The sequence below is a fragment of the Synergistales bacterium genome, assembly GCA_021736445.1.
In the GTDB taxonomy this organism is placed as follows: domain Bacteria; phylum Synergistota; class Synergistia; order Synergistales; family Aminiphilaceae; genus JAIPGA01.
In genome coordinates this window covers 1-13,632 of sequence record JAIPGA010000072.1, presented here as the reverse complement: position 1 = coordinate 13,632, position 13,632 = coordinate 1, and the positions used below count along the sequence as shown (strand labels likewise).

Annotated in this window: 13 protein-coding genes and 1 riboswitch; of the genes, 2 read left to right on the top strand and 11 right to left on the bottom strand. The window is 65.3% G+C overall.

Annotation, left to right across the window (positions count from 1 at the left end):
• The first annotated feature begins 190 nt into the window (after positions 1–190).
• Entirely contained in the window at positions 191–889 is a 699-nt protein-coding gene (locus K9L28_09730) for a queuosine precursor transporter (protein MCF7936605.1), read from the top strand.
• Here the strand turns inward: K9L28_09730 and K9L28_09725 are convergent.
• On the bottom strand, positions 886–2,529 hold the full coding sequence (locus tag K9L28_09725; GenBank protein MCF7936604.1) for a nucleoside kinase: 1,644 nt from the start codon (positions 2,527–2,529) through the stop codon (positions 886–888). The genes K9L28_09730 and K9L28_09725 overlap by 4 nt on opposite strands.
• A 143-nt stretch (positions 2,530–2,672) precedes the next feature.
• Here K9L28_09725 and K9L28_09720 point away from each other — a divergent pair, with 143 nt between their 5' ends.
• Positions 2,673–3,701 carry a homoserine dehydrogenase gene (locus K9L28_09720; GenBank protein ID MCF7936603.1) on the top strand — a complete coding sequence of 343 codons (1,029 nt, stop codon included), beginning with the start codon at positions 2,673–2,675 and terminating at the stop codon, positions 3,699–3,701.
• Positions 3,702–3,781: 80 nt separating this feature from the next.
• On the opposite strand, the gene K9L28_09715 is transcribed toward K9L28_09720, so the two are convergent.
• The 10 genes from K9L28_09715 to K9L28_09670 all read right to left on the bottom strand — a co-directional run.
• Positions 3,782–4,633, bottom strand: coding sequence for an ABC transporter permease subunit (locus tag K9L28_09715; GenBank protein ID MCF7936602.1), 852 nt, complete (start codon positions 4,631–4,633; stop codon positions 3,782–3,784).
• A 3-nt stretch (positions 4,634–4,636) separates the two neighbouring features.
• Positions 4,637–5,539: a betaine/proline/choline family ABC transporter ATP-binding protein gene (locus tag K9L28_09710; protein ID MCF7936601.1), complete on the bottom strand. Its 903-nt coding sequence runs from the start codon at positions 5,537–5,539 to the stop codon at positions 4,637–4,639.
• Between the two features lies 1 nt (position 5,540).
• Positions 5,541–6,563 (bottom strand): ABC transporter substrate-binding protein, encoded by a 1,023-nt coding sequence (locus K9L28_09705; protein MCF7936600.1) that lies wholly within the window; start codon positions 6,561–6,563, stop codon positions 5,541–5,543.
• A gap of 483 nt (positions 6,564–7,046) precedes the next feature.
• Positions 7,047–8,339, bottom strand: coding sequence for a TIGR04282 family arsenosugar biosynthesis glycosyltransferase (locus K9L28_09700; protein MCF7936599.1), 1,293 nt, complete (start codon positions 8,337–8,339; stop codon positions 7,047–7,049).
• A gap of 231 nt (positions 8,340–8,570) precedes the next feature.
• The gene (locus tag K9L28_09695) at positions 8,571–9,692 is read right to left on the bottom strand and encodes an ATP-binding cassette domain-containing protein (GenBank protein MCF7936598.1); all 1,122 of its coding nucleotides are present in this window, start codon (positions 9,690–9,692) and stop codon (positions 8,571–8,573) included.
• Positions 9,689–10,474, bottom strand: a complete 786-nt coding sequence (locus tag K9L28_09690) for an ABC transporter permease (GenBank protein ID MCF7936597.1) — start codon at positions 10,472–10,474, stop codon at positions 9,689–9,691. The genes K9L28_09695 and K9L28_09690 overlap by 4 nt, the downstream gene beginning before the upstream one ends.
• A 3-nt stretch (positions 10,475–10,477) precedes the next feature.
• Positions 10,478–11,257, bottom strand: a complete 780-nt coding sequence (gene modA / locus K9L28_09685) for a molybdate ABC transporter substrate-binding protein (GenBank protein ID MCF7936596.1) — start codon at positions 11,255–11,257, stop codon at positions 10,478–10,480.
• 74 nt (positions 11,258–11,331) lie between these two features.
• Positions 11,332–11,456: riboswitch (molybdenum cofactor riboswitch) on the bottom strand.
• A gap of 225 nt (positions 11,457–11,681) precedes the next feature.
• Positions 11,682–12,086 carry a DUF86 domain-containing protein gene (locus K9L28_09680; GenBank protein ID MCF7936595.1) on the bottom strand — a complete coding sequence of 135 codons (405 nt, stop codon included), beginning with the start codon at positions 12,084–12,086 and terminating at the stop codon, positions 11,682–11,684.
• The gene (locus tag K9L28_09675; GenBank protein MCF7936594.1) at positions 12,079–12,381 is read right to left on the bottom strand and encodes a nucleotidyltransferase domain-containing protein; all 303 of its coding nucleotides are present in this window, start codon (positions 12,379–12,381) and stop codon (positions 12,079–12,081) included. The genes K9L28_09680 and K9L28_09675 overlap by 8 nt, the downstream gene beginning before the upstream one ends.
• 178 nt (positions 12,382–12,559) lie before the next feature.
• Positions 12,560–13,632, bottom strand: a 1,073-nt coding sequence (locus K9L28_09670) for a hypothetical protein (GenBank protein ID MCF7936593.1), incomplete at its 5' end; no start/stop codon positions are given.

Below are 13,632 nucleotides of genomic sequence, written 5' to 3'. Positions count from 1 at the left end.
CTCTCCAGGCTCCGCCCGCGGGCGGGGCCTTTTTGGGCTGACCGTTGACGAAACCACCGGGGCCCCTCGGGAACCACCCCGCCTCCCCGCCGGGAGCAGAGACAGCCCGGGTGGGTGTCTGCCGCCCCGGCGGCGGGGGCTCTCGTGTACAATGGCCGGGCGACGACAACCATCAACGGGAGTGACGGCGATGCACAACGAACTGCTCTGGCTTGTACTGCTCTGTGTGAACTTCGGTGGGATCCTGCTGGCCTATGTCCTCTGGGGACGCTACGGCCTCTACTGCTGGGTGGCCATGGCGGCCATCGTGGCCAACATCCAGGTGCTCAAGACGGTGTCGCTCTTCGGCCTGGTGGCCACGCTGGGCAACATCGTCTACGCCACGTCCTTTCTGGCCACCGACATCCTCTCCGAGAACCACGGCCCCGCCGCGGCCCGCAAGGCGGTCTATATCGGTTTCTTCAGCCTCGCCTTCGCCACAGGGATGATGTGGCTGGCGCTGCGCTTCACCCCCCACAGCAGCGACTTCGCCCAGCAGGCACTGGAGACGATCTTTGCCATCATGCCCCGGGTCACCGCGGCGAGCCTGCTGGCCTACCTCTCCTCCCAGCTGCACGACATCTGGGCCTACGACCTCTGGCGCCGGCGCTTCCCGGCGGTCAAACACATCTGGATCCGCAACAACCTCAGCACCGCCGTCTCCCAGCTTCTGGACAGCCTGGTCTTCGTGTCGGTGGCCTTCCTGGGGGTCTTCCCCCCGCCGGTGCTGCTGGACATCCTGCTGACCACCTATCTGCTGAAACTCGTGGTGGCCGCGGCGGACACGCCCCTTGTCTACATCGCCCGCCGGCTGCGGGACAGAGGCAGCATCCCCTCCGAGGCGGACTAGACCTCGAAGCAGCCGCCGCCGATGAACTCCCGGATGATGGAGACGATGGGCACCTTGTCGGCGGGGACCACCGGCACGTAGCGGAACATGGCCAGCAGCCGCTGGGCGTCGCCGAAGACCGGGGACTCCTCGGACACGGTGCGCAGCAGCGGCTCGGCGTAGCCTTTGAGCACCGAGAGCTCGTAGATCAGGGCGGTGTTGAACATGGCGTCGGCATGCTCCTGGTGGGGAAAGATGTGCCGGTGGGACCCCCGGACCACCGAGGGCCACTGGAGCAGCGTCCGCTCGGGGCTGTAGCCGCGGGTGTTGTGGTCCCGCACCAGGCGGCGCAGCAGGCGGTTGTCGGTGGTGCTGGTGCGGTTGTGCCGGTCCAGGCTCACCCCGGTGAGGGGCGCCACGAAGAGCCGGTACTTCCGGTCCGGCGGCACCGAGGCGGTCACCCGGTCGTTGAGGCCGTGGATCCCCTCCACGATGAGCACGTTCCGCTCGCCAAGCCGCACCGTCCTGCCGGGCTTCCGGCTGCCGGTGACGAAGTCGAACCTCGGCAGCTGCACCTCCTCCCCCGCCACGAGCCTGGAAAGGTCGCTGTTGATCCGCTCCAGATCCAGGGCCTCCAGAGCCTCGAAGTCGTAGTTGCCCTCCTCGTCCCGGGGTGTCTGCTCGCGGCTGAGGAAGTAGTTGTCCAGCGAGAGGGTGACGGGCTGCAGCCCGCAGACCTGCAGCTGCACCTCCAGCCGCCGGGCGGTGGTGGTCTTGCCCGACGCCGATGGGCCGGCCAGACAGAGCACCTTGATGTCCCGGTGGCGGCCGATCTCCTCGGCCAGACGCGCCAGGCGCTGGGAGTGGAAGGCCTCGGAGATGAGGATCAGGTCCTGGGCACGGCCCTGGGCCACCTGCTCGTGGAGGCTGGCCATGGTGCTCACATTGAGGACATCCAGCCACTGGCCGTACTCGCGGAAGACATCCACCAGGTGGCTGGAGGCGTGGAAGGGCGGCAGGCCGGTGGGATAGGCCACGGTGGGAAAGCGCAGCACCATCCCCGGCGGGTAGTACAGGAGGTCGAAGGTCCCCACAAAGCCGGTGGAGGGCGCCAGCGGGGCATAGAAGAAGCCGTAGCGCTTCCCGCAGCGGTAGAGGTTCACGGGGTCCTGGGCGGCCCAGCGGAAGAGCCGGGCCTTGTCGTGGTTGCCCTGGCGGTTGAAGATCCGGCGCACCTTGTCCAGCGGCAGCACCTCCGGGACAATGGGGATGTCCTGGTCGATCAGGGCCTGCACGGCGTCGCGCACCCTGGCCACCTTCTCCTCGGTGATCTCCCCCTCGGCAAGCTCGCAGTAGTAGGAGTGGCTGATGGAGTGGCGCACGAAGACATCCACCCCCAGCGCCCGGCGGCAGGCCAGGGCCAGCACCCAGCTGAGGGTCCGGCGGTAGACCTCGATCCCCTCGAAGCTGGAGGTGTCCACGAACTCCACCTCGGCGTCCTCGTCGACCACCCAGCCCAGCGGCCGGAGGTAGCGGTTCACCCGCCAGGCCATCACGTGGTCGGCATCCCCCGGGGCGACCCGCCGCAGCACATCACGCCCGCTGAGCGGCCGTTCGCTGGTGATGGCTCCCTTCCCCGCAACACGCACCTCGATTGCCATCGTCTCACTCCTCAGTCCTCGGTTTTCGGCCTGCGTCCAGTCTTCGTTCATCATACGTGGCCGTCTGCATCGTTACAAGCCTCCGGCGCAGCATCGGATGGTATACTCGATGTACAATACCCTATGGAAAAGAAGGTGGTGCGATGCACGCGCTGATCATCGGTTTCGGTAATGTGGGGAAGACCATGGCACGGATCCTCACCGACGAGCGGGAGCGTTTCCCCGGACTGGCGGGGCTCGACCTCACCCCGGCGGCGATCGTCACCAAGAACCACGGCGCCGTTGCCAACCCCGACGGGATCGCCCTGGCGGAGGCCTACCACAGCTACCTGGACGCAGACGGCTTCACGGAACACCCCGACGCCGCCAGGATGACCGCCCTGGAGGCGGCGCAGACCCTGGAGTACGACGTGCTGGTGGAGCTCTCCACCCTCTCCATCGACGGGCGGGGCGAACCGGCGCTCTCCCACATCCGCACGGCCCTCCAGCGGGGCAAGCACGCCGTGTCGGCCAACAAGGGACCGGTGGCCTTCGCCTGGAGCGAGCTCGACCGCATCGCCAGGGAGCAACGCAGGCGTTTCCTCTTCGAGACGGTGGTGATGGACGGCGCACCGATTTTCAACCTGGCCAGAGGCTGCCTGAAGGGCTGCACCGTCACCGAGGTGGACGGGATCTTCAACTCCACCACCAACGTGATCCTCACCAGTATGGAGAAGGGCATCTCCTTCGACGAGGCGGTCCGGCAGGCCCAGCAGGTGGGGATAGCCGAGGCGGATCCCTCCAACGACATCGACGGCTGGGACGCGGCCGCCAAGACGGCGGCGCTGGCCAATGTGCTGATGGACGCCGGGATCACGCCCTTCGATGTGGAACGCGAGGGGATCGCCGGCATCACCCTGGAGGATGTCTCCGCAGCGCGCCGGGCCGGCCACCATCTCAAGCTGATCTGCCGCGCCCGCCGCGACGGGGAGCACGTGCGGGCCGGCGTGGGCGTGGAACGCATCCCTCAGGACCACCACTTCGCCGCCATCACCGGCAGCGGCAACATCCTGCGCTACCACACCGACCTGATGGCACCCATACACGTGATCCAGGAGACCCCGGACCTCTACGACACCGCCTACGGCGTCCTGGACGATCTGCTGACGCTCAAAGCAGAAGAACACCTCTAAACGGCACCCCAGTCAGCGACAGCCCCGGGCCGATACGGTCCGGGGCTGTCGTATGTGCCGTTGTCTGTCGCTGTTGCCGGTTAGGCGGTGGGCGGCTCCCAGCGCCTGGCCACGCCCTGGGTGAGGCGGTCGATGACGATGGCCATGACCACCACGCTCAGGCCGGCCTCGAAGCCGCGGCCCACGTCGATACGGTTGATGGAGAGCAGCACCTCCTGCCCCAGTCCGCGGGCGCCGATCATGGAGGCCACCACCACCATGGCCAGGGCCATCATGGTGGTCTGGTTCACGCCGGCCAGGATGGAGGGCATGGCCAGCGGAATCTGGACCTCCTTGAGCATCTGCCAGCGGCCGGCCCCGTAGGCCATGGCCGCCTCCTCCACGGAGGTGGGCACATGCCGCAGCCCCAGCTCGGTGAGACGGATCACCGGCGGCACGGCGTAGATGAAGGTGGCCAGCACGGCGGGCACCTTCCCCAGACCAAAGAGCATCATCGCCGGGATCAGGTAGACGAAGCTGGGCATGGTCTGCATCCCGTCGAGGATCGGCTTGATCAGCAGCGACGCCAGGTTGAACTGCGCCATCAGGATCCCGATGGGGAGGCCGAAGGCCAGCGCCAGCACCACGGCGGTGATGACCACCGAGAGGGTGTCCATGGCCATGGGCCAGAGACCGAAGACCCCGATCACCACCGGCAGCAGCCCCATCACCACAGCGAAGACCGCCTTTCTGGTGGTGACGTAGGCGATCAGAAAGATCACCGCGATCACCAGCCACCAGGGCAGGGCGTCGAGGAAACCGTTGATCTTCAGCAGCAGGCTCAGGATCCCCGCCGAGACGCTGTCGAAGAAGGGCGCGAAGGACTGCAGCAACCACTCCACAAAGTCGTTGACCGAATCGGCCACATGGAATTCCCAGGCTTCGGGAAACATGATCTACCACTCCCCCCCGGCGACCTGTTTGTCGGGTTTGTTGACAATGTGCCGCTCGGCGCGGGTGAACTGCTCGCGCTCGTCCTGCACAAACTTGGCCACGTACTCGTCGGCGGGATCGGCGATGATGTCGTCCGGAGCGCCGACCTGCACCACCCGGCCTCTGCGCATCACGGCCATCCGGTCGCCCAGTCTGAGGGCCTCGCTGAGATCGTGGGTGACGAAGAAGATGGTCTTGTGCACCTCTTCCTGAAGCCGGAGCAGCTCATCCTGCATCTCCCGGCGGATCAGCGGATCCAGACCGCTGAAGGGTTCGTCCATCAAGAGCACCGGCGACTCGGCCACCAGCGCCCGGGCGATGCCCACCCGCTGGCGCATGCCGCCGCTCAGCGAGGCGGGATAGTAGCTCTCCCAGCCCTTGAGGCCCACCTGGGCGATGGCCTGTTTGGCCTTCTCGTTGCGCTGGTCGCGCCCGATCCCGCGGAGCTTGAGGCCGAAGGCCACGTTGTCCAGCACCGACCGGTGCGGCAGCAGACCGTAGTGCTGGAAGACCATGGCCGTCTGGGTCTGCCGGAAGTGCTTGAGCTCCCTGGTGTTCATGGCGGTCACATCGGTACCGTTGATGGTGATGCCCCCCGAGGTGGGCTCCACCAGCCGGAGCAGACAGCGGATCAGGGTGGACTTGCCGCTTCCCGAGAGCCCCATGACGATGAAGACCTCCCCGGGACGAACGCCGAAGCTCACATCCTGCACGGCAAAGACCGCGCTCCCCTTCTCCTCCAGCTCCTTCCGCCTCGTCTCGTTTTCCAGCTCCTCCGGAGCGATCTTCAGTGACTTCTCCCGGGTGTAGACCTTCCAGAGGTTCGAGATCCGAACCGCTTCACCCATGGACTTCACTTCCGCCATGCTACTTCACTTCCTCCTCGACGAGCGCCGCCTCGAGGTTGCCCGCCACATCGCTCATCCGCTCGGGGATCCAGTCCTTCCAGACGTCGGGATAGGTCTTGAGGAACCAGACCGCCGCCTCCTCCAGATCGGCGTCCTCCTTTTCCATGTAGGAGAGCACCAGGTTGTTCTGGGCGAGGGTGGTGTCGTAGTTTCGCAGGATGGCCATGATATTCTCGTTCAGATCGGCGAAGTCGGCATTGGCGGCGATGCGCACACGGACGGCGGGATAGCTGCAGCCGAAGCCGCCCTCGTCGTTCCAGAGCTCCTCCCGGTAGGGGGGCTCCTCGAGGAGGGTCATGTCGTAGAGACCGATGAGCCAGGAGGGCTCCCAGTAGTAGGCCAGGACAGGTTCGCCCTTCTTGTAGGCGCCGGCGATGGCCGTGGCGAGGGCCGTCTGGGATCCGGGCGAAAAGGCCTCGAAGTCGTCGGCCAGACCGTAGGTCTCCAGCTTCTGCACGTTGATGGAGGTGCAGACCCAGCCGGCGGGACCGTTGTAGAGACGCCCCTTGTCGGGGTTCTCGGGCGTCACGAAGAGCTCCTTGTATTTGGGGAGGTCCTTTACCGATTTCAGATCCGGCGCGGAGGGCTCGATGCCCCGCTCGGGGTCGCCCTCGACGAGATAGGTGGGCACGTACCAGCCCTGGGGCGCGTCGGGGAAGTTGGCACCCAGGTCCACAATGGTGGCCTTCTCGTTGGCCTGCTCCCACCACTCCAGGACGTTGTCCACCCAGACCTCCATGACGACGTCGATGTCGCCCCGTTCCAGGCCGGTGAGGCCGGGCATGCTCTCGGCGAAGACGTACTCCGCCTCGCGGTCCATCCCCTTCTCGAGGATGTAGCCCATGATCCGGTTGTGGAGCTGGCAGCTGTCCCAGCTGAAATCCACAAAGGTAACCGGCTTGTCGGTGGCCGCTGAAACGGGGGCCGCAAGCAGCGCACCAATCACCACTGCGACAGAAAGAAGCCTTACTGCATTTCTCATAGTTCTATACCTCCTATACAGTCGATCTATGGATAGATACACGCGTTCCGCTCTCTCGCCCCACGCGAGAAAACGCACGTGCATAACAATGCGCGTTCCTACAAACCTGCTCGTGAAGAGGGTATGAAAAACGAGATGAGCCACAGGGTTCGGCAACCCGGTGGAACCGATGCGCTACGGATATCGACAGGATCTCGACCGCTTCGATGATGGTTCCGAGGAAAGCGTGCTGTTGCCGGTACAACGAACGTCCTCCGAAAGCCGACCGATCATGCTTCGGCGGCACCCGGCTGCCATGCCGTCACTCCCTTCGCTGGAGGCAGCGCGAGCGCTCAGGCCTATGGAGGTGTATCACAGCAACACGCGACATAGTGCGGGAACATGGTGCAGACCTATTCGCAGTTGTTCTGTATATAAGCACATTTCAGGGGACCTGTCAAGTGTTGTGTACACAATTCACACAGCTCGGGGGCAAAGGGAGGGCTATCTGTTGTGGTGCTTTCGGACCAGTCTCCCGGGCGAGACACCGATGGCGTGGGCGCCCAGCAGCATCTGGTTGGCCAGAACGGTCTTGAAGATACTCCGGGTTCCGTCCTCCCGGGCAGGGGAGCGCACCGGCGGCCGGACGACCACCGGGGGCATGGCCTTGGCCAGACGGTGGACCAGCTCCACATCCTCCATCAGGGAATGGGTGGGGAATCCTCCCATCTGGGTAAAGAGCGAGCGGGTAAAAAAGAGGGCCTGGTCGCCGAAGGGCAGTTTGAAGCGCCGGCTGCGGAAGTTGGCACCCTTCTCCACCAGGCTGTTGACAAAGCTCTCCTCCACGATATCCAGCTCGAAGGCACCCCAGCGCCTGGAACCCAGCAGGGCGCGGCGTACGGTCTCGGCGAATCCCCTGGGGAGAAGGATGTCGGGGTAGAGAAAGAGCAGGATCTTTCCGGCGGCCTGTTTGGCCGCATAGTTCATCCGCTGGGCGCGGTTGCCGCACTTCTGCAGCAGGGCGGCGCCGCACCCCCGGGCAATCTCCCCGGTAGCGTCGGTGCTGCCGCCGTCCACAACAATCCGCTCCACACCTGGGGCCGAGGCGCGCATCAGCACCTCCCCGAGGTAGGTTGCGCTCTGATAGGTGGGGATGATCACGCTGACCAGCGAGAGCGGCAGGGCATCGCTCTCGTCGGCGTTCTGCTCCCACACGGGGAGATCCTCCGGATGGTCCACATCGGCCAGCGGGGGGAGCATGGAAACGGCGAGCCCTGTGGAACGGGCCCTGTGGAGCCGGTGCGGGAGGATGCCGGTTTCGTCTTCCGGCGAATCGTCGAAGAGTTGCGGTTCGTAGCGGGTGCAGCCTATCAGCACGTGGCCGCCGTCCCGGGCCGGGCCGAGGACGACGTCTGCGTCATCGAGGGCGTGGAAGGCACGGCGGACATAGGCGGCGGAGAGCCCCGGAGCGTCGGACATCACCAGCACCACCCGGTGGGCGCCTTCCTCGAAGGCCTGCCGGAACGCCTCGGCCATCCGCCGGGCCAGGGTGTCTTCCCCCTGCTGCCGGTAGCAGGGGCCGTCGCCGAGCCAGCTCTGAAGCAGACCGTCACTGCCGCCGCTGCTGCGGACCTCCAGTGCGTAGCCTTCATCCATCAGCGGGAAGAGCCGCCGATAGACATGCTCGGCCATACGGCGCTGGAACTCTGCGGCCCCTTTGGGCCCCAGCCGCGGAACCAGACGTTTCTTGGTGGTCCCCGTCCGGGGATAGCGCGTGAAGAGGATAACCCGATCCATGGAACCTTCGCCTTTCCTGACCCAGGAATAGAGGAATTGCGCCGTAGGTCCGCATACTACCACTGCGGGGGACTCACTGAAAGAGGTTATCCACGACTTGTTGTGCTCAATCGTTGTCCCCAGTCTTTTATCTATTGGCAGGTCCATTTGCGGCGACAAAGGCACATTAAGGGGGAGCGCAGGTCGGCCCCGCGCTCCCCCTTGTCTTCCGTTCCGCCTGCGCCGCAGCTGCTACACGGCGCCCTCGCAGCGGCACTCCTCCGCACGCTCGCAGACCTTGGCGAGCCGCACGTTGGTGGCCTTGAAGAGGAAAAAGACCTCCTCGTCCTCGGCCAGCTCCAGATGCTCCGCCCCGCTGACGGTGATCATGGCCACCAGCTCCATCCCCCGGTGGTCGCCGTAGACCCAGACGATGGGTCCGCGACGGACGATCCGCCGGATACGCATGGGCAGTCCGTTGCGGGCGGAGGTGTCGGGCTCCGTCCGGCTGATGAGGATCTCCTCGGGCCGGATGGAAAGTGTCACGTGCAGGCCCTCGGCGTGCTCCGGCGCCTCGCTGGTGTAGATCCGCGTTCCGCCGGCCTCCACCGCGGCCAGGCCGGAGGTGGCGACCTCCTCCACCCTGCCGGAGATGAGGTTGCGGGCGCCCACGAACTCCGCCACGTAGCCCGGGCGCGGGCTCCGGAAGACCTCCTCGGGGGTGCCCGTCTGGAGCACCCTGCCGTCGTGGAGGATCACCACCTGGGTGGCCAGCGCCCAGACATCCTCGATGTCGTGGGTCACATGGAAGATGGTGACCCCGAACTCCCTGGTCAGCGACCCCAGCAAGGCGCGCATCCGTTCGCGTGTGGCCACGTCCAGCGAGCTCAGCGGCTCGTCCAGCAGGAGGATCTCGGGGTTCATGATCAGCGCCCGGGCCAGGGCGGTGCGCTGCTGCTCGCCGCCCGAGAGGGTCTGCACCTCCCGGTCCAGCAGCGGCTCCACGCCCACCCGCGAGGCGATCCCCCGCACCTGTTCTTCCAGCCGGCGGCCCGCCACACCGGTCCGTCGCAGGCCGAAGGCGATGTTGTTGAAGACATTGAGGTGGGGGAAGAGCATGTAGTCCTGATAGACGATCCCCAGCCGGCGCCGTTCGGGCGGCAGGGCGGTGACCTCCCGGCCGCGCAGGAAGACCCGGCCGTGCCGGGGCTTGTAGGCCCCGATCACCGTCTCCAGAAGAACACTCTTGCCGGCCCCGGAGGCCCCCAGAAGGCAGCAGTACTCCCCCTCGGGGATGGCCACGTTGACCCCACGCAGGCTGAAGGAGCCCAGCTCCACCTGCAGATCGGCGATCTCCAGCAGCGCCCCGCTCACAGCACCACCTCCCTGTTGAGCATCTCGAAGATGACGATGGCCCCCAGGGAGATCCCGATGAGGATCATGCCGGAGGTCATGGCCATGGCCAGGTTGCCGTAGGAGATGTTGAGGTAGAGGGTGATCGGCAGGGTCTCCGTAAACATCCGGGTACCCCCGGCGAGGATCAGTACCGTGCCGAAGCAGCCCATGCACCGGGCGAAGGCGATCACCGCCGCCGCGAAGAGGCCGCCCCGGGACATGGGGAGCACCACCTTCCAGAAGGCGCCGAAGTGTCCGTAGCCCAGGCTGCGGGCCACCATCTCGTAGCGCTTGCTCACGCTCCGGAAGGACGAATAGGCCACCCGGATGGCGTAGGGGGCCGCCGTGAAGACCTGGGCGATGACGATGGCCGGTTTGCTGAAGATCAGCTCCAGGCCGAGACGCTCCAGGGCGTCGCCGAGTATGCTGTGGCCGAACAGCAGGAGCAGGCAGAGCCCGAGCACCAGCTCCGGGAAGGCCATGGGCAGGTCCACGATGGTGCGCAGCACGTCGTGGCCGGGGAACTGGAAGCGGGCCAGCAGATAGCCGATGCTCACCGAGAGGGCCATGACGATGGCCACCGAGAGCAGGCTGGTGATAAGCGAGAGCCGGATGCTGTAGAGCATCTCCTCCGACAGGGCGCTTTCGACCACCTCGCTCCCCTCGGGCATCACCACCAGAGAGACGATGGACCAGACCAGCAGACCCACAAAGAGGACCGTAATCGTGATGATGGTGGACTGGAATATCCTGCTACCCATGATCTACTGGGGCATCTCGATGGGGAATCCGTGCTTCTTCCAGACCTGCCTGCCCTCGGGCGAGGAGATGAAATCCACATATGCCTGGGCCGGCCCGCGCTGTTCGGTGAAGGCCACCACCGAGGCGGGGATGGTCTTGATGGTGTTCAGTTCGGGAGCGATCTGCACGATCTCCACCTTGCCCTCCGACTGGCCCCAGAGCGCCTGGTCTTCCCAGGCGATGACGGCGTCCACCTGGTCGGTTGCGGTGTAGATGAGCAGCTGGTTGGTGGTGCTGGGGCGGACCGAACAGTTGGCCTCCACAGCCTCCAGGAGGTTGTTCTTGGCCAGCAGCTTGTCGGCCACCTTGCCGATGGCCGCCGCCTTGGCGTCGCAGAGCGCCACCTCGACGCCCTCCCCGGTCAGATCCTGCAGAGAATGGATGTCACCGGGATTCCCTGCCGGCACGAGGATCACCGGCACATGGTAGCAGAGGTCCCTGGTGCCCTCCTCGAAGACCATGCCCTCGCGGATGGCGTCCCGGGTGTATTTCTCCGACCCCGGCACATAGACATCGCCCCGCTCCCGGGTAGCGATCATCCCGAAGAGCTCGCCGGAACCGGCGTAGATGGGCCGGATCCGCACATCGTCGTGACGCTCCTCGAAGGCCGCTATCAGCTCGTCCATGGGGTGCATGAGCCCCGCACCGCAGTAGAGCGTCAGTGTCCGCTCCGCCGCCGATGCTCCGCCGGCCAGCAGGCCGCAGAGCACCAATACCGCAATGATTCCGAAAAACCTTCGCATGTGGTACACCTCCATAAAAGATGGCCTCCCTCCGCGCCTGGAAAGAGACCATCAACACAGGGCGCACCACCCACCGGCCACCCCGGTCTCCCCCTTTCCAAACACGGGAGGCACCGCCCGTTTCCAGACGACACCCTGACGGCTCTCCGGCATGGCGCATCCGCGCTGTAGCCCGAAGAGCTCGGAGGATTCCGCTATTCGCAAAGAATGTATCACGCCAAACCGGACGGCGCAAGCATGGCATCGCCCGGATGGCTGCGGCATCTCCCGGGGGAGATCGCGTTTCTTCAGGTTCGAAGGACACTACCACAGCGTGGAAACCGTATGCATCCAAAAGGCAAGAAACCGGAGCGGGCCTCCCGCGTCCTGCCCCAGGGAAATAGGTCGTCGCAACATAACATCATTGAGGCCTCATGATTCTGTCTCATGTTTCCAAGTTGATGTCTCCATCTCTCTCACGAAGCAGCCTCTCTCTCATCACGCTCATCGCCTCCCGAAGGCTGTCGATCTCGTGAGCGCACACCTCGAAAAGGATTTCGTGGTCGATATCAAAGTAGCCATGGGCCAAGACATCACGTATGCCCTTTATCTTTTTCCATGGAATGCAGGGAGCCGCCTGCAGCAGCTCCCCTTCCGTCATCCTGTCAATCCTCCTGACGCTTTCCCCGACAACAAGAAGCATCATGGCGATGCTGTCCAGTTTTTCCAGCCCCTCGTCGCCGCGCACAAAATCCTCGGGACAGGAAATGCCCTGGAACCGCCACTCGATCCGGCGAGGCGCTTCCGCAGCATTGTCAATGACATCGAGTACCAGGGTGGGATCATACATAGCAGGCCTCCCTGTCGATCCGTCTCTTCAACCGCGGATTCATGTGACTGCGGTAACGGACAACATCCACCGAGACCTGGAGTCGCCCCGCAAGCTCCTCTCTGAGTGCTACAGCACCCAGCAAATCCGGCGGCATCTCGACAACAATGTCCACATCGCTTTCCCCGGTTGCCTCATCCCGGGCAAAGGATCCGAACAATCCAATGCGGGTCACGCCATAGCGAGTGTACAGCGTGATTTTCATCTCCCGAAGCTGATGCAGTATCTCCCTCTTACTCAGACTGGCAACGGCCATCTCTCTCCAACCACCTTGACTGTATTTTCAAGACGACCTTATCATAGCACTCGTCTTCCGCAACCGTCCCCGACAACCTGCCGCATACCGCGCGCCGATCCCCTCCCGAGGTGCGGGAGGGGATCGGCGGAGCAGGTCACCCCTGCGGAATGCTGCGGTCAGGGATCCAAAGCGCCGGTCAGCGCCGCAGCAGGAGGAGTCCGGGAACCGCAACCAGCAGGAGCGTCAGCAGTGACGGATGGAGCGCGCAGCCGCCTCCGCCGCCTCCTGCGGCCGGCGAGGGCGATGGTGTGGGCGTTCCTGTCGCCACAGGCTCCACCACGGCCACCTTGGTATCCACCCTGTAGACCTGCGGCTCCAGGTCGAAGGCGCCCTGGTCGCGCACCCTGTAGACCAGTCGCCCCTCGTCGGGGGAGCCCACCTCGACGTCGTTGCTCGCCAGGCCGCTGTGGAGCTGCATCCAGATCTGTTCATGCCTGTGGTAGGCGAAGACCAGCGTGGACGCATCCACCTCCACCTGGGGCAGCAGAGACCGTCGGTCGTTGCTGCCGATCACGAAGGTCGCCCAGGTCGCGCCGTTGCTCAGCTGGGCCGAGAGTCCGCCGGCGGTGATGGACCCCGGGGTGTGCCCGCTGTCGCCGATGGCGTCGCCCAGGGTCTCCTCGTCATCCTCATCCAGGGGTTCCTCCGTGACGTCGCCGGTGTCGTCGTCGCCGGGTTCCACATCACCACTGGTGATCGGCGCCGTTGTCGGCGTGGGGGTCACCGTGGGAACAGGTGTCGGGGTTGGGGTGGGCGCGGCCGTCGGGGCGGGTGCCGCCGTGGGCGTCGGGACGGATGTCGGCACCGCCGCGAAGACGGCATAGATGCTGTGGTCGCCGCTGACATTCCGGAAGGTGTGGCTCCCCACAGCCCCGATATAGGCCCCGTCCACCAGGACATCGTTGGTCCGGTACCCCCCGGAGGGCAGGATCGCAAACCGCTGGTCCTCGGAATAGGGCACCCCGATCTCGCCGTCTGGGGAGATGACACCGCCGGTGCCCGCCCGGGCGGTGATGGTATATGTGTGGGCCTCGAAGCGGGCCTCCAGACGGTGGTCGGCGCTCACCCTCTCGAAGGTGTAGCTGCCGGGCGTCCCCACTCCGCGGCCGTCCACGGAGACCACCCGGATGTCGTAGCCGCTGTCCGGGGCGATCTCAAAGGTCTGGCTCTCGTCGAAGGAGAGCCGGATGTCCCCGGAAGGCACCACGC